14 protein-coding genes are annotated in these 16094 nt (G+C 48.7%); 8 read left to right on the plus strand and 6 right to left on the minus strand.

Going from position 1 to position 16094, the window contains the following annotated elements:
* Nucleotides 1-260 (plus strand): integrase core domain-containing protein (locus tag ACYVIY_RS16700; protein WP_460977518.1); only part of this gene is annotated, 260 nt, incomplete at its 5' end.
* A 1026-nt stretch (nt 261-1286) separates the two neighbouring features.
* Here the strand turns inward: ACYVIY_RS16700 and ACYVIY_RS16705 are convergent.
* Together ACYVIY_RS16705 and ACYVIY_RS16710 are read right to left on the minus strand one after the other, a co-directional pair.
* On the minus strand, nt 1287-1754 hold the full coding sequence (locus ACYVIY_RS16705) for a helix-turn-helix transcriptional regulator (RefSeq protein ID WP_460977519.1): 468 nt from the start codon (nt 1752-1754) through the stop codon (nt 1287-1289).
* Between the two features lie 170 nt (nt 1755-1924).
* Nucleotides 1925-2740 carry a 2,3,4,5-tetrahydropyridine-2,6-dicarboxylate N-succinyltransferase gene (locus ACYVIY_RS16710; RefSeq protein WP_460977520.1) on the minus strand — a complete coding sequence of 272 codons (816 nt, stop codon included), beginning with the start codon at nt 2738-2740 and terminating at the stop codon, nt 1925-1927.
* A gap of 1099 nt (nt 2741-3839) precedes the next feature.
* Here ACYVIY_RS16710 and gap point away from each other — a divergent pair.
* Entirely contained in the window at nt 3840-4832 is a 993-nt protein-coding gene (gene gap / locus ACYVIY_RS16715) for a type I glyceraldehyde-3-phosphate dehydrogenase (protein ID WP_460977521.1), read from the plus strand.
* 91 nt (nt 4833-4923) lie between these two features.
* On the opposite strand, the gene trmB is transcribed toward gap, so the two are convergent.
* Genes trmB through ACYVIY_RS16730 form a run of 3 tightly spaced genes read right to left on the minus strand, consistent with a single transcriptional unit; the run spans nt 4924 to nt 7819 of the window.
* Nucleotides 4924-5586: a tRNA (guanosine(46)-N7)-methyltransferase TrmB gene (gene trmB / locus ACYVIY_RS16720; protein WP_460977522.1), complete on the minus strand. Its 663-nt coding sequence runs from the start codon at nt 5584-5586 to the stop codon at nt 4924-4926.
* 2 nt (nt 5587-5588) lie between these two features.
* Entirely contained in the window at nt 5589-6875 is a 1287-nt protein-coding gene (locus tag ACYVIY_RS16725; RefSeq protein ID WP_460977523.1) for a bifunctional folylpolyglutamate synthase/dihydrofolate synthase, read from the minus strand.
* A complete protein-coding gene (locus ACYVIY_RS16730) occupies nt 6875-7819 on the minus strand; it encodes an energy transducer TonB (RefSeq protein WP_460977524.1) in 945 nt (314 codons plus the stop codon). Before ACYVIY_RS16730 ends, ACYVIY_RS16725 begins: the two co-directional genes overlap by 1 nt.
* A gap of 170 nt (nt 7820-7989) precedes the next feature.
* Here ACYVIY_RS16730 and menD point away from each other — a divergent pair, with 170 nt between their 5' ends.
* From menD to ACYVIY_RS16745, 3 genes are all read left to right on the plus strand, one after another.
* A complete protein-coding gene (menD, locus tag ACYVIY_RS16735; RefSeq protein ID WP_460977784.1) occupies nt 7990-9726 on the plus strand; it encodes a 2-succinyl-5-enolpyruvyl-6-hydroxy-3-cyclohexene-1-carboxylic-acid synthase in 1737 nt (578 codons plus the stop codon).
* A 69-nt stretch (nt 9727-9795) separates the two neighbouring features.
* Nucleotides 9796-10365, plus strand: coding sequence for a Crp/Fnr family transcriptional regulator (locus ACYVIY_RS16740; protein ID WP_460977525.1), 570 nt, complete (start codon nt 9796-9798; stop codon nt 10363-10365).
* 68 nt (nt 10366-10433) lie between these two features.
* On the plus strand, nt 10434-11471 hold the full coding sequence (locus ACYVIY_RS16745; protein ID WP_460977526.1) for an alpha/beta hydrolase family protein: 1038 nt from the start codon (nt 10434-10436) through the stop codon (nt 11469-11471).
* A gap of 64 nt (nt 11472-11535) precedes the next feature.
* Here ACYVIY_RS16745 and ACYVIY_RS16750 read toward each other — a convergent pair whose 3' ends face one another.
* The gene (locus tag ACYVIY_RS16750; protein ID WP_460977785.1) at nt 11536-12561 is read right to left on the minus strand and encodes a tetratricopeptide repeat protein; all 1026 of its coding nucleotides are present in this window, start codon (nt 12559-12561) and stop codon (nt 11536-11538) included.
* A 91-nt stretch (nt 12562-12652) separates the two neighbouring features.
* On the opposite strand from ACYVIY_RS16750, the gene ACYVIY_RS16755 reads away from it, so the two are divergent.
* The 3 genes from ACYVIY_RS16755 to cobA all read left to right on the plus strand — a co-directional run bounded on the left by ACYVIY_RS16755 (nt 12653) and on the right by cobA (nt 16074).
* Nucleotides 12653-12901 carry a hypothetical protein gene (locus tag ACYVIY_RS16755; protein WP_460977527.1) on the plus strand — a complete coding sequence of 83 codons (249 nt, stop codon included), beginning with the start codon at nt 12653-12655 and terminating at the stop codon, nt 12899-12901.
* Between the two features lie 194 nt (nt 12902-13095).
* Nucleotides 13096-15249, plus strand: a complete 2154-nt coding sequence (locus ACYVIY_RS16760) for a nitrite reductase (protein ID WP_460977528.1) — start codon at nt 13096-13098, stop codon at nt 15247-15249.
* A 66-nt stretch (nt 15250-15315) separates the two neighbouring features.
* Nucleotides 15316-16074, plus strand: coding sequence for a uroporphyrinogen-III C-methyltransferase (cobA, locus tag ACYVIY_RS16765; protein WP_460977529.1), 759 nt, complete (start codon nt 15316-15318; stop codon nt 16072-16074).
* Nucleotides 16075-16094: the final 20 nt, after the last annotated feature.

Consider the following 16094-nt stretch of genomic DNA (forward strand, 5'->3'; position numbering starts at 1 on the left):
AGCGAGTGAACCGCACCATTAAGGAAGACATGTTACAGAATCGAGGCTTTCCTAGTTTTAAACAGGCTCACGTTGCCGTTAGCCGAGCGATTGAAAGCTACAATAAGCTACGACCACACAGTAGTTGCAACTATCTCACTCCTGAGCAGGCTCACCAACTGGAAGGTCAATTGAAGAAGCGCTGGGGTAAGAGCACAACTGAGGATAAGCAAAAAGTACTACTCAAAGACGTTATCTTAGTCACTCAAAACAGACCCTAAATCTGTCAAGCTATTTTAGGGATATACAAATTGTATGCTACTTGTAGTCAATCTTCGGACTTGGAAGAAATTGAGAAGTGTCGGCTAAATTCAGTTTTTACGATTGCAAACGTAAACCTACCCAACTGTCATTCATATTTCAGACTACACTAAGATACGGAGCAAGTTGAAATTATCTTTAGTCGACATCGGATCGAAATGGATTCGACTACATATAGTATCAAGAGTGCAAAGGAAAGCCATTATGACTACCGCAGAGCCGAATCATCCTCAAAGTTAGGAATAGGTTAATATGAGTGTTTACTGAATTGACTATGTCTTTCTGGCCAACTAAATCCGTGGCAATTGTTCAATGATCTAAATGAGCAATTGGTGTTGCGTTGGTCTGTCAATCAATTGATAATTTTAGTCGAGAATGTACGCCCGATTTGCTTTTACTACTCGGAGCGAATTGTGAAGAGTGATGCTTGATTAATCATACTCTACAGTTGACGTAAATATCAACTAATCATAAGGGTAATACGCACAGAGTTTTTGGTATTAAACAGTAAAGTTGATTGACCAGACGAATTAGTATCTGTGTGCTTTTGTATTAAATTTATATAGACCAGATTTCTTATATCAATGAATCTGTTAAAGTAAATCCATACATTTTGATACGTAGCGTACACCAGCTAATGTTAAAAGCTGACATCTTGCCTTACGCTATACACATCTTTTCCACAAGTTATCCACGTGGAACATTAAAGTCTTGCTTCACAAGGAGTTAGCTTGTTTTTCTACAGAAAAAGCCCATACAAGCCATTAGACAGCGTTTTGCATAATGTAGAAGGATGTTTACTAGCCCTGTAAATCGGCTTAAAGTAAAAATTCAATTTAATAAACAGCAATCTTAAAGCTTGTTGGGTAGCGTATACCACTAGCGTTCAGATGATATGTATCATACAATTTACAAGCTTATTTATAATAAGACTGGTTACAAAACTGGCCATTTTATACTAGTAATTTATACCATCCTAGTGGATATTAGCTAGCCGGAGAATATTCACGGAACGATCCATCTGTGTAAAAGATAAGAATACGTTCTATCTTCTTATCAGCTGTATTGGCTACTGGAACCGGTTGAGGAGTTAGTTGAATCTCTTGATGGGACGGTGCGACAGGTGGTATCTCGTTACGTTGCGAACGGACCGTTGGTGCTGGAGCCGTATAAGAAGCCGGTGATGTGTTGAAGCGTTCCGCAGCAGGGTGTCCGGCAAGTCTGTTCATATGAGTAGGCTGATTAGTGAGTTGCGGCTCCTCCTCCATTATCCATTCATAGCCAAGCTCTGGAAAACGCCGGATTATCTTCTGTATAATGTCGAAGCTTGGCCGGTTACGGCCGGATAAGATATGTGAAATACTTGATCGCTGTACCCCTATTTCATCAGCGAAATAAGATGGCGTCAGGTTTTTGTCAATCAGAATCTGTTTAATCTTGTCATTTATAGTCATATCCGTATAATCGCATTAACATTGTACATAGCACAAATATAACTAATATACACAAATTGGTTAAAAATGTTTATGTATCTATGTAAACAAGACGCCCCGTATAACTATGTGAATGTTATACGGGGCGTGTTAAATTGAATGATGTATAAGTCAATTAGCTAGTTACAGTGCTAAACAGACACATTGTTTTCTCGCAAAGCATCGTTCAATGACGTTTTCAGATCTGTAGAGGATTTACGCTGGCCGATGATGATTGCACAAGGAACGTGAAACTCTCCGGCGGGAAACTGTTTAGTATAGCTACCAGGAATGACCACTGAATTAGCAGGAACGTAACCTTTATACTCAATCGGATTAGCACCCGTAACATCAATAATCTTCGAGGAACCAGTAATAGTGACCCCCGCTCCTAATACGGCGCGTTTGCCAATCCGACCACCCTCTACAACAATACACCGTGAGCCGATGAATGCACCGTCTTCTATAATGACTGGTGCCGCCTGGGGTGGTTCGAGAACTCCACCAATTCCAACCCCTCCGCTTAGGTGAACGTCTTTACCAATTTGTGCACAACTCCCAACCGTCGCCCAAGTATCAACCATAGTACGTTCGTCAACGTACGCACCAATGTTTACATAGGAAGGCATTAGAATTACACCTGCTGCCTGGAAGGAACCATACCGCGCAACGGCGGGTGGAACAGCTCTTACCTTAGCTTCGGCAAAATTTGTTTTCAGAGGAATTTTATCATTAAATGTAAATATGCCGACTTCCTCCGTTTGCATTTGCTGGCTTACGAAATAAAGAAGAATGGCTTTTTTTACCCACTCATTAACGGTCCATTCTCCTGACTCTTCAGTGGGTGGGGTTGCTACCCGAAGCTCTCCCCTATCTAATTGCTCTATTATAGTACGAATAATCTGGATCGATTGGGGATCAGCCAATAGTTCACGATTAGCCCAAACGGCTTCTACTTCGTTATTCATTTAAGTAAAGTAATTGTTTATAGATAATGATATAACTAGCTGATAAGACCTATTTTAGGCAGTATAACAAAATAATATTTTGAGCACGTAATAACTCACTTATATGTAATTGATACTTGTTTCAAAGGTAATAAATAGACGTGTATAGTTGAAATATAAGACTGATTTTCTATAAATGTTTTGTTGCGACTTAATAACGCTAGCTTCAATGTTAGTCACCAAATGCTCCGAAAATGAAGAGCAATTGTGTGGTTATTCAATCCTAATAATAGTTGTTACAAGAATGATGCCTAATGATTATGATATCTATACAAATATTGTAGACAATAGAAAATCATGATATTTGTGGAAGACTATGTAAGGTAATGTGTCGCTCATTCCACAATTCTGTAGACAGGCTTAGCTACATGTCGCTCTCAGGCCCAGTAGAGCATTAAGTGAATGATTCGTATTGATTAATTGAAAGAATTAAAACTGTCTAGGATCTCAGACAACAGGATAAAACGAATCGGCTTTCGTTACTCTGAAAGCCGATTGTATAGAAGTAAGACTTTGTTAGTGGATTCCTCTTAATGTCGAAATAATGAAAAAGCTTTATAAATCGATATCTCAGCACATATAAGCTCTGGCTATAAATGAAGCAAAATAGTCTCCCCTACTTTATTACTCTTAAATCGCTTTGATTATCTGCTATGAATCTGCTGTTTATCGAAAACTAAAAGCGTTAACATTTTAAAATGGAGCGTGAATAAATACGCAGTAGAACAATCAATGCAGAGTAATAGAATACTAATATTATAAGTGATTAGTTAATTATGCCTATTTTAGTAATTTATTAGTAATAAGATCGAAAAATAACAGAATTTTTAGTAAAATAGTAGTATTTGGCTAATATATTAGCACATTCTGCCTATTTTACCAGTATGTTTTAGCTTTTACTAACAAGAATGCTAATTTTATTACTAAAATTTTAGCTTCTCCATATAAATTACTAAAAAACTTCTCTTCTGGTTGCTAAATCCTCCCCTACTAATATTGATGTTTAATAGACCTTATTAAATACGTATATTTGGGCCGAAAACAAACCAATTACTTGTTCATGGAAAAAATTCGCGTTGCCATCAATGGCTTCGGTCGCATCGGACGGTTGTCGTTCAGAAGACTGCTTGAGAAAGAAAACATTGAGATAGTCGCTATAAACGATCTAACGGACAATGCAACGTTAGCACACCTTCTTAAATACGATTCAGTTCATGGCAAATTTTCGGGCGAAGTTCAGTCTGACAATGACAGCCTAACTGTAAACGGTACCCGTATTAAAGCTTACGCCGAGCGTGATCCTAAAAATCTGCCTTGGAAAGATCTAAATATCGACGTAGTTCTGGAATCCACCGGCCGCTTTGTCGATGAAGCTGGCGCGGGCATGCACTTACAGGCTGGTGCCAAAAAAGTAGTTATTTCAGCTCCTGCTAAAGGCAACATTCCAACCGTGGTTCTGGGTGTAAATGACGATACACTCACCGGCCAGGAAACGATTGTGTCAAACGCTTCGTGCACTACGAACTGCCTGGCTCCAATGGCAAAAGTACTCGATGACGTATTCGGCATCGAAAAAGGGTATATGACCACCATTCACGCGTACACCGCTGATCAGAACTTACAGGACGCTCCCCATTCAGATTTACGTCGGGCTAGGGCGGCCGCCTTGTCAATCGTTCCTACCTCAACCGGTGCTGCTAAAGCAGTTGGTCTGGTTCTACCCCAGTTGAAAGGCAAATTGGATGGGAACGCAATGCGGGTTCCTACTCCAGATGGATCATTAACCGATCTGACCGTTATTCTAAAACGGGAAGCATCCGTTGAAGAAATTAATAATGCGATCAAGCAGGCTTCGGAAACGACGTTAGCTGGTATCCTAGAATACAGCACCGATGAGATTGTATCAATTGACATCATTGGCAATCCTTATTCCTGTATTTTTGATTCGAAACTGACAACTGTGAATGGCACGCTCGCCAAAGTTGTTGGCTGGTATGATAACGAATATGGCTACTCGAGCCGTGTTGCTGACCTAATGACAAAGTTATTTTAAATTTATCATCAGCAGTTTAAACTTGTCACTCAGCCAAATCAACAAGTTTAAACTAACAATAGTGAATAATGCCGTAAACGGGTGCGATATATTAAATCGCACCCGTTTTGCATTGTAAATAGTTAATTGTAAATCCTTTGTCAAAGAACATTTGTTCGTATTTCGTCTTTATACCAAGGTGAATTTCATTCAATGGCGATTTATAGAGGTCGGTTGTCCATTGTAAATCTCCAAAGCCCTCCTCCTTTACTTTTTCCAGACTGTAGGCGAACAGTTCTGGACTGTCTGTTTTCAAATGTAAGATACCAGCCTTCACCAGCAACGATTTGTAAAGCGTCAAAAAGCGCGGATGTGTTAGCCGATGCTTTTCCTGTTTAGGACGTGGCTGCGGATCCGGAAACGTTATCCAGATTTCGTTGATCTCTCCTTCGCCAAAAAACTCGGTCAGGTAATTTATGTTTGTCCGAAGAAATGCCGCATTAGTTAACCCCAGCGCTTGAGCAGCCTTAGCCCCTCTGGCAATGCGATCTCCCTTGATATCGACGCCGATAAAATTGACGTCTGGATACGCTTGTGCTAAGCCTACTGTATACTCGCCCTTACCACACGCGAGTTCAACGACGATTGGATTGTCGTTGTTAAAATACTCAGTACGCCAATTCCCTCGAATAGTTTTATACTGCGGTTTACCAACTTCAATTACATTTTGGCTCTCTGCATTTTGCAGAAAGAATTGCTGTTTTCTACGAGTCACGGTTATAAATTGATTAATTCGGCAACGATATAATTACTTCCAGTGATGATGATCACATCTTCTGGAACTGATTGACTAATAGCAGCTTGAAGTGCGTCATTTACATTTGTATACGAGTTGCCTACTCTATTTAACTCGGTAGCTTCAGCCTTCAATTGAACCGCCGACAATGAGCGAGGTGTGTGTGCTTCACAAAAGTAAAATGTAGCGTGCTGCGGCAATACATCAAGTAAATTCCTTCGGTCCTTATCGGCAACAAACCCAACCACGATTCGCAATTGATTGACAGGTAACGTCTGTACAGTTTCAAACAAAGCTTGTAAACCGGGGCGATTGTGAGCGGTGTCGGCAATCACAAGCGGGTGCTCCCGGATGGTTTGGAAACGCCCTTTCAAACCGGTTAGAGTCGTTACGTTTGCCAGTGCCACTTGCTGGGCATCCGCCGGAACCGGCAAGAGAAACTGCAAAACCTCGACGGTTTCCAGTACGCCCGCTACGTTACATAACTGATAAACGCCCGGCAGATCCAGCGAAAAATCGATTGCAGATTTTTTCCCGCCCAATACGGTAACCTGCCGACGTCCGGACACGATGCCGTTGTCCTGAACCTGATACTGTTGATCGGCGAAGAGGATAGGCGCGTTTAACGAGTCGGCTGCTGTAAGAAAAACAGGTTGGGTTTCTGGCTGGGTTTCGCTGATGATAACGGGCACCTGTGCTTTAATGATTCCTGCTTTTTCAGCCGCAATCTGGGGCAAGGTGTCACCCAGGATATCGGTGTGATCGAATCCAATATTTGTAATGAGCGAGGCAACCGGCGTAATGATATTGGTCGAGTCGAGCCGCCCACCCAGCCCGACTTCAATAATGGCCAGGTCGACCGACTGTTTAGCAAAAAAGTCGAACGCCATTGCTACCGTCACTTCAAAAAACGAAGGCTCAATGCGTTCAATCAGCGCCTGGTTGTCGACAACGAATTGCGCCACTTCTGCCTCGGCAATCGGCTGTCCATTCAGACGAATCCGTTCGGTAAAGGATTTGAGGTGCGGTGACGTATACAAACCGACCCGATAACCGGCAGACTGGTAGATGGCCGCCAGCATGTGCGAACTGCTTCCTTTCCCATTCGTCCCCGCTACGTGGATGCTGCGGAATTTCTGGTGAGGATTGCCGAGCGCTTCGCACAACGCAAGGATATTGGTCAAACCCGGCTTAAGGGCTTTCGGACCTATTCGATGAAAAACGGGGAGCCGACTGTAGAGATAGTCGATCGCTTCCGAATACTGCATTAATCTCGGGCCTTAATAATAAACGTAATGGTTCCGGTCGACGTAGGGGGTGTGGCTCCGCCTTTGGGTCGCAAGCGCAGCCGCTGCACGGCTTTTCGGTATACCTCGGCCACCGAAGGACTTACTGTCGATTGCTGCTGCTGGACCCGAACGATCTCCCCATCGCCGTCGACGGTGATGCGAAAGACAATCCTACCGGTTTCATCGGAATCATCATTGACATTCGGGCGGCTGGCCAGCGACCAGCCGGATACATCGAACGCTACGCCCGATGAAGCACCACCCGGTGTACCGTATAAGCTTTTCGCATCGATCTTACCGTTCGGATTTCCTTTATCACCTACCCCATCGGCATCATCACCGTTGTTGTTTCCTCCCGTACCCGAAGCCTTTCCAACTGTTCCGTTCGACCCGCCCCCACCCGATGATTTTTTAAATAAGGCATCATTATTCACCGTTTCGACTTTTTTAGCCGGTACCGGTGGCGCAGTACGTTCAACGGGTGCCGTGGGTTTAGGCGCTTCGACCCGTTTGGGTTCGGGCCGCTCGGGAGTTGTAACCGGACTTTCGGCCTTACTGGTAATGATTGGTTTTTCGGTCGATGTCTTGGCTGGCTTAGCATCCTCGACCTTAGGCGTTGGCGTGGCGCGCGTTCGCTCCAGCCGGGGTGTCGTGTTTTCTTTGGGGTTCGGGCGGTTTTCCGACGGTTTCACATCCACGGGATTCGGCGAATCCGACGCTTTATTATACGTCTGAATTTTGCCGCTGCCGCGGGCATCCGTCCCAAAATTCACCTCCACAAATTGAATGGGGGGCGGATTGGGAATCGTTTGCGACAAGTGCACGAACAGCAGCACCAGTACGAGCAGGACGTTTATCGTCAAGGCGCCCGCAAACGATTTTAGCCGGATTTCTTTCTCGTTTTCGAAGGTAATACGGTCCATAAAGAGATGTTTTCGTTGGTATAACGCAGAAGGCGTCCGCTTCGTTTATGAACCGAAGCAAAGGCTTAGCCTTACCGCTTGAGCAAAGTAACAGAAAAACCTCGACAGCGGGCGGGGTAGACCATCCCGTTCCTGGTTATGTTTGCATCCGCAACCCGTTTCACCGCATCATGCCTGTTCTGCAACCCATCGTCGACATCGCTGAACTTCTCGCCCAAAAAGGAATTAATCAGGTCATTGTTTCGCCCGGCTCCCGCTCGGCTCCCCTCACCCTGGCCGTTGCCCGCCACCCTCGCCTGCGCGTTCGGGTAGTGGCCGATGAACGATCGGCGGGTTTTACTGCCCTCGGTATCGCCCAGCAGAGCCAAAGACCGGTAGTGCTTATCTGTACGTCGGGTAGTGCCGTGTATAATCTGGCACCTGCCGTTGTCGAAGCCTACTTCCAGCAGGTGCCCCTGATTCTGTTAACCGCCGACCGTCCGCACGAGTGGCTGCATCAGCAGGATGGGCAGACGATTGACCAGCCCGGTCTGTTCGGCTCACACGTTAAGCGGGCATATGACCTGCCAGCCGACTACACCCATGCTGATGCGCGGTGGTTCATCGAGCGTTCCCTGAATGAAGCCATTAACCTAAGCCAAGCCCACCCACCCGGACCGGTGCATATTAACGTACCACTGCGCGAGCCGTTTTATCCAGCGCCCGACGATACGTTCACCTATGGACCGGTACGGATTATAGAAACCGTACCGGCCCCGCCTACGCTTCCGGCCGAAGCCTGGCATAATTTGCTCAACGAGTGGGATGGTCAGGAACGCATTCTGATTGCCGTTGGCCAACTTCCCAACGATCCATCGCTGGCCACCATCCTGCGAAAAATCAGTGATGAGTTCGGCGTCCCGGTGGTTGGTGAGATTGTTAGTAACCTCCACCACAACGACAGCTTTATTACCCATACCGATACGTTCCTGGCCGGGATTGACGAGACCACCGGAAAATCGCTCCAGCCTGATCTACTCATCACCCTGGGCAACTCCTTTCTGACCCGAAACCTCAAAACGTTCTTCCGGAACTATCCGGCGCGCCGACACTGGCACATTCAGCCAGCCATTGACCGAATCAATGATTCGTTCCAGAGCCTGACGACCCTGATTCCGGCCGAACCGCTGGCTTTCCTGGAAAAGCTGTTTGCGGACGTCGATTATCAACGGTTTCTGCAGGGCGATGAAGACGATGAGTCCAGTGACTACCTCCATCGCTGGCAGACGTTCGATCATCAGGCCGCCCGGCTCGTTCAGCAAACCCTCACCCAGCCAAGTCAGCCTTTAACCGATTGGTCGGCCGTACACTTGGTCCTCGATGCCCTACCCGACCAGTCCACTCTGCATCTGGCGAACAGCATGCCGGTGCGGTACGCGAACCTGTGCGGAGTCGACGAACGCCAGCAGATCCGGGTGTTTGCGAACCGGGGAGTGAGTGGCATCGATGGTTGTTTAAGCACTGCCCTGGGCGCAGCCCTCGCCACCGATCAGCTCGTTACGGTCCTTATCGGCGACGTCGCCTTTTTCTACGACCGGAACGCGCTCTGGTCGGCTCCCATCCCCCCTAACCTGCGTATTGTATTACTAAATAACGACAGCGGGCATATTTTTCGGCTGATCGATGGCCCCGGTCGACAGCCCGAGCTGGAAACGTATTTTGAAACACCCCACGGCTACACCGCCCGCAACACCGCGGCTGATGCCAAGCTAGCCTATAGAGACTGTACAACGCCGGAACAGCTCCAGGCCCTCCTCCCCGATTTTTTCAAACCGGGTAATGAAGCAAAGATGCTGGAGATCAACACCGATAAACACGATAACCAAACTCAATTCATAGCTTACAAATCAGCTATTAACCGCAAGTAGGCGAACAACTATAACGTTCGTTATAGTTGTTCGCCTACTTAGTACCAGATTGGTCATCTACCTCGTTTTATGCATCCTGCCCTGCAAACTTTTCTGGCCGATAAACTTGTCCTCTCCCCTGAACAGGAATTAATCGTTAGCAGCTACTTCAAATCCAAACGGACGAAGCGGAATGAGATCCTCGTCCCGAAGGGCAGTGTAGCTCGCTATGTTTATTTCGTCGTAAAAGGATGTCTGCGCGTATTTTTGACCGATGACCAGGGAAACGAATCAACCCGTTTTCTGGTTTTGGAAGGCCGTTTCGGAACGGCTTTCCCCAGCTTTGTTCTTCGCCAGCCTTCGATAGCTTCCGTACAAAGCCCGGAACCATCCGAATTGCTTATGCTCAGTTATGAGGATCGACAGGCGCTTTATCAGCGTATACCAGGTTGGGAAACCATGGATCGAATTGGACTCGAACTTGATTACATTGAGTCCATTCAACGTATTGAACACTTTATTTCACTAGACGCTAAAGCTCGGTATGATACGCTTCAGCAAACCAATCCAGAGATTATTCAACGGTTGCCGGCTAAAATCATCGCCGATTATCTGGGTATTTCCCAGGAAACGTTGAGCCGATTAAAGGCAAAACGGTAATTTGTTGATTTTTGTCAATCTTTTTTCCGTGTTGAGCGGCTTGCTTTGTGGCAACAAGTCGATACACCATGTACCATTTACGAATCATTATCCTTTATTGGCTGCTAGTGCCGCAGCTTAGCGTTGCCCGTCACCTATCATCTACCCAAATCGGTCAGCAAACCGTTACGTTCATGGATCAGAGCCGTCACCGCCCGGTGGTGACGGAAGTATGGTATCCAACCGACGACACGTTGAAAGCGAGTGACAAGCTATTTTCTCCCTTCATTCGTCAACATACGGTACGTAACGGGCAATTGCCTGACCGCAAACTGCCGCTGATCCTATTATCACACGGTATAGGGGGTGGCCGATTGACCATGGAGTGGTTAGCGCAGGGGCTGGTTCAGAAAGGCTTTATGGTAGCCGCTGTCGATCATTGGGGAAATACCTATGATAACAAAGTGCCCCTCCAATTTCTTAAGTTCTGGGAGCGCCCGCTGGACATTCGGTTTGCGCTGAGCGCATTGTTGACCAATACCCCGTTCAGTAGGGTGATTGATTCGCAACGCATAGGCGCGGCTGGATTTTCGTATGGAGGTTACACGGTCATCGCTCTGGCCGGGGCTGTGCTCGATCATGCAGCCCTACTTACTTACTATAAAACGAAGGGGCGTCACGAAATTGATATTCCCGAGCTTCCGGGCCTGGACCAATACCTCGATGACCCAACTCTGCAAGCCGCTATGCAGAAAATACCTTCCCTACAAGATGATCGAATTCGTGCATGTGTGGCAATCTCACCTGCACTCGGTCAGGGGTTTGTCCACAAAGAACAGATGAAGGCTGTTCAGAGACCTATGTATATTATCGGCTCCCAAAGTGATCGCATAGCGCCCGTACAAACGAATGCCTACCATTACCATACGCTCATTTCAGGTTCCAGTTACTTCGAATTTGGTGGTAAAACCGGTCACTACGTAATGCTGAATGAAGCCATCGAGGACGTCAAAAAGTCCGACCCGACTTATTTTACCGATGATCAAACCGTAGATCGTCATAAGGTCCACGCTGAAGTTATTCGTTTAACCGAACTGTTTTTCCGGGAAAAACTGTCTGACCACTAACTCTGTGTACTATTGACCCCGCAAAATGGGGTAGCTATACCTGTTTAAACGCGTGTAATCCCCTTTACGGACACTGCCCTTTTCGGGCCTCAGCTGCCTGGGTGTCCCCAGCCGACTCTCCCCGTCGCCAGGCCTCGCAGGCGGTCGCCTTATTCCCGGCCTGTGATTCGGCCGTACCTATATAATAATAGAGGGCATCGACGGAAGCATCCAGCGTTTCAACCTCCCGAAATTCGGAAAGCGCCTTTGCCGGTTGTTTCTGGTTTAAGTAATACAACCCCAGAGTTCGATGCGCCCAAGCATTCTGCCCGTCGCGACGTAACGACTCCTCAACCAGAGGCAGGGCCTCGGCGGGACGGTTGAGCATTAGCAGCAGATACGCTTTATTGTTCAGGTAGTACGGCTGACCGGTCTGCGCGGCCAAAGCCCGGTCAACGAACGACAGAGCCTCAGCGTATTTTTTCCGTTGGGCCAGCAGCAGACTCTGGTTGTTCAGAGCCGCGTCCTGCTTCGGGTTCAGTTGTAACGCTTTTTGAATATCCTGTTCCGCCTGATTGTAGGCTTTCTGGCTAAAATAAAGGGCACCCCGGTTGGTGAGCGCTTCGACGTTGTTGGGGTTAAGCTGCAAGGCCCGGTCATAGGCGGTCTGGGCCTGCGCCGGGTTGTTGAGCCGAACATACGCATCGCCCAGCCGGGTTTGGTAAAAGGTGGAATCCCGGTACGTTTTTTCGATTCGCTGAAGATCAGCTAAGCTTCCGGCGGCATCGCCCGTTTCTAGCCGGACTTCTGCCCGGTTGAAATAGGCCGTCGCGAAGTCGGGGTCCAGGTCAAGTGCTTTGGTGTAATCCGCCAGCGCGCCTTCATTGTCGTCGTTCCGAAATTTAGCTAACCCCCGATTATTATAGGCATCGGCAAAATCCGGTTTCTTCGCAATGGCCTCTGAGTAATACCGGATGGCCTCCCGGTACTCCCGTTTTTGCAGTTGAACGTTACCGCGCAGAAAAAACTGAGCCGCTTCATCCGCCGTCTTATCCCCACAGCCGATCAGAAAATAAAAGCAGCCCAACCAAAGCAACGCAAACGCAGCCATTCGCCACTGCATCCAGGTAATCCGTACCTTTGTCGTACGCGACCTCAACTCGTTTTTCATTCGTTCCAGTTACTACTAAGTTACTTGTCCCATGCGTTTTGTTCAGGATATCCCCCACCCTCAGTTCCGAATCGGCCTGTACGCCTGGAACGGCAAATATATCGTCAAAATTGAAGCCGGTCCGTATGAACAGACGTATAAGGTCAGTGAGCTGGACCTGACCGCCCCCGAAGATGTATCAACTATGCTCGACGAGACGTTCCTGCGTCGGGTAGCGCAACGCTTTCAGGATATGGATCTTGACTGGCAGGCCGCTGGCGAACGGAACAACCTGTTCTGATTGCTTGTTATCCGGGTGAACCCCGCGGTTGTATAACGAATTGCTATCGACCATAACCAGAAGTTGGGCTAGCTCCGAACTTTACGAACGGCGAAACCCTTTATACTTGTACAAAGAAACGATACTCAACGCCGGAATGAACCGGCGTTTCGTTTTAATGAATTAGTTGATTATTTCTATAGACTATATACCTTATGTCTATCCAACTCACAGACCGAGTAAGTGAAGCGGCCCGTCGCGACATTCTGGATTTAGAACGCAGGATTAGCTCCTTTCGCTCCGGCGACATTCCTGAGGAAGCGTTTCGCAAATTTCGACTGACCCGTGGTGTCTACGGCCAGCGGCAGCCGGGCGTACAAATGATCCGGATTAAACTGCCGCACGGACGCATCACGGCTGATCAGCTAATTCGCATCGCCGATCTTTCCGATAGGTACACAACCGGCAATCTGCACGCAACGACCCGGCAGGATATTCAACTCCACTTTGTAAAACTGGCCGACTCACCCCAACTCTGGGCCGACCTGGAAGACGCTGGCATTACGTTGAAGGAAGCCTGCGGTAATACGGTTCGGAACGTAACGGGATCCGCCCGGGCCGGTGTCGACCCCGAGGAGCCGTTCGACATTACGCCTTACGCCTACGCCATTTTTGATTACTTCCTGCGCAACCCAATCTGTCAGGATATGGGGCGTAAGTTTAAGATATCCTTATCATCCAGCGAAAAAGACTCGGCCTACGGCTACATGCATGACGTCGGGCTCGTAGCCCGCATTCAGGATGGCAAGCGTGGCTTTAAGGTCATGCTGGGCGGTGGTCTGGGGGCTCAACCCTTTCCGGCCCAGACGGCCTTTGAGTTTTTGGGAGAAGATCAGGTTGTTCCTTTTATTGAAGGAGTCATCCGGGTGTTCGACCGTTACGGGGAACGGGTGAAACGCCACAAGGCCCGCATGAAGTATCTCCTCAACGACATCGGTCTGGAAGAACTGCTCCGGCGGGTTGCCGAAGAACGGCCAGCCCTGCGGGTTCAGCAGTTTACGGTACCCACCCCCACCAGCGAAGTTGATCCGGCGGCACTGGCCACCGATTTCATCGCCCACTTAACCGACCGGGCTGCGATTGAAGGGTTGCCAAAGTACCAGACCTGGCGAAAAACTAACGTATTCGAGCAGAAACAGGCGGGCTGGTACGCCGTTCAGCTTCGGGTGTTATTGGGCGATATGCACTCGGATACCGCCCGTGCGCTGGCCCAGATCGTAAAGCAGTACGCAGCCGACGACATTCGGGTAACGGTCAACCAGGGATATCTGCTGCGGTTCATTCGACCAGAGAATTTACCCGCCGTGTTCGAAGCCCTCGACAGCCTGGGGCTGGCCGAACCCGGCTTCGACACGACAGCCGACATTACAACCTGCCCCGGTACGGATACCTGTAACCTCGCCATTTCGAGCAGTTACGGCATTACGCGGGCGCTGGAAACCATGATGCGGGACGAATTTCCGGATCTAGTATTCAACGACGACATCAAGATCAAAATTTCGGGCTGCATGAACGGCTGCGGCCAGCACTCCGTAGCAAACATCGGTTACCACGGTTCTTCGCTGAAAAATGGGGCTTATGTTTTACCGGCCCTACAGGTGTTGCTCGGTGGTGGTTTCAACGGCAAGGGCGAAGGGTTAATTGCCGATAAAGTCATCAAAATCCCGTCGAAACGCGGTCCGGAGTCGTTGCGGTTCCTGCTGCGCGATTTCGAAACGAATGCCTTCGACGGCGAATATTATAGCGACTACTACGCCCGGCAGGGTAAAAACTACTTTTACCAGTTACTGAAACCGCTGGCCGATCTAAAAACGATACAGGACAGTGATTACATCGACTGGGATCATACCGAACAATACGTAACGGAGGTGGGAATTGGGGAATGCGCCAGTGTCCTCATCGACCTGGTTGCGACTACCCTGACCGAAGCAAGCGAGAAATTGGGCTGGGCGCAGGAAGCGTTAAGCGATGGCCGGTGGGCCGACGCGCTCTACCATTCGTACAACGTGTTCATCACGGGTGCGAAAGCCGGACTGATGAGCCGCGACGTACCGACCAACACCCAGCACGGCATTGTGAGCGACTTTGACAAAACGTTCGCGGGCGAGTCGAATTTCCACCAGACTGAAGGTGCGTTCAAGTCGCTGGTGTTCAGCATTAACAAGCTGGAGCCTTCAGAAGCCTTTGCCCGCGACTTCAACGCACAGGCAGAAGCGTTTTTACGGGGCATCCAGGCTTACCGGGATTTGCAGATCGAACTGGAAGGCGTTCCGCATCTGCACGAGTTAACGCAGGCGCAGGATAGCTAATCGCAAGAGGGAACGAGTGGTTTGTCATCTAAAGTCTCACTCGTTCCTTTTTTCTCTCATTAACGAATGAAACTTACGCTCGTAGGGGCCGGTCCGGGAGATCCGGACCTGATCACAGTTAAAGGAATTCGGGCCCTGCAACAGGCTGACGTCGTCATGTACGATGCGCTGGTTGCGCCCGAACTGCTGGACTATTGCCGTCCCGAGGCCCTGAAAGTATACGTAGGAAAGCGCCGGGGTGCCTATTCCTGCATGCAGGAAGACATCAATCCGCTCATTGTGCACTACGCCCAACAGTACGGGCATGTGGTGCGGCTGAAAGGGGGCGACTCGTTTGTGTTCGGCCGCGGCTACGAAGAGCAGGAATACGCGCGGCAGTACGGCATTGAAACCATCGTTATTCCGGGCATATCAAGCAGTTACGCCGTGCCGGCCTCGGCGGGCATACCACTTACCTCGCGGGGCGTTTCGGAAAGCTTCTGGGTGGTGACGGGGACAACGAAAGCCGGTCAACTATCGAAGGACTTACAACTGGCCGCTCAATCATCGGCGACTGTCGTGATCCTGATGGGGATGCATAAGCTGACGGAGATAACGACGCTCTTCGCTCAGGTCGGGAAAGCCGATACACCTGCGGCCATTATCCAGAACGGGACCACCGCCGACGAACGGGTTGTGCTCGGACGGGTGTCAACGATTGTGGAGCAGGTCGAAGCCGCGGGGGTAGGCAATCCCGCCGTCATCGTTATTGGCGAGGTAGCCGGACTACCAAACTCTACGTACCGGGAGCTACTGGCAGCAGCGGGCACGAACGACAAGCATTAATAAGTGCTTATTGAATACAC

The sequence above is a fragment of the Spirosoma knui genome (assembly GCF_054780635.1).

Excerpts from the sequence above, each read along its gene's own strand:
- ACYVIY_RS16750 (WP_460977785.1), bottom strand. The coding sequence starts at position 12,561 with ATGGCTGCGTTTGCGTTGCTTTGGTTGGGCTGCTTTTATTTTCTGATC.
- ACYVIY_RS16705 (WP_460977519.1), bottom strand. The coding sequence starts at position 1,754 with ATGACTATAAATGACAAGATTAAACAGATTCTGATTGACAAAAACCTG.
- menD (WP_460977784.1), top strand. The coding sequence starts at position 7,990 with ATGCCTGTTCTGCAACCCATCGTCGACATCGCTGAACTTCTCGCCCAA.
- ACYVIY_RS16745 (WP_460977526.1), top strand. The coding sequence starts at position 10,434 with ATGTACCATTTACGAATCATTATCCTTTATTGGCTGCTAGTGCCGCAG.
- ACYVIY_RS16755 (WP_460977527.1), top strand. The coding sequence starts at position 12,653 with ATGCGTTTTGTTCAGGATATCCCCCACCCTCAGTTCCGAATCGGCCTG.
- gap (WP_460977521.1), top strand. The coding sequence starts at position 3,840 with ATGGAAAAAATTCGCGTTGCCATCAATGGCTTCGGTCGCATCGGACGG.
- ACYVIY_RS16710 (WP_460977520.1), bottom strand. The coding sequence starts at position 2,740 with ATGAATAACGAAGTAGAAGCCGTTTGGGCTAATCGTGAACTATTGGCT.
- ACYVIY_RS16730 (WP_460977524.1), bottom strand. The coding sequence starts at position 7,819 with ATGGACCGTATTACCTTCGAAAACGAGAAAGAAATCCGGCTAAAATCG.
- ACYVIY_RS16760 (WP_460977528.1), top strand. The coding sequence starts at position 13,096 with ATGTCTATCCAACTCACAGACCGAGTAAGTGAAGCGGCCCGTCGCGAC.
- ACYVIY_RS16740 (WP_460977525.1), top strand. The coding sequence starts at position 9,796 with ATGCATCCTGCCCTGCAAACTTTTCTGGCCGATAAACTTGTCCTCTCC.
- cobA (WP_460977529.1), top strand. The coding sequence starts at position 15,316 with ATGAAACTTACGCTCGTAGGGGCCGGTCCGGGAGATCCGGACCTGATC.
- ACYVIY_RS16725 (WP_460977523.1), bottom strand. The coding sequence starts at position 6,875 with ATGCAGTATTCGGAAGCGATCGACTATCTCTACAGTCGGCTCCCCGTT.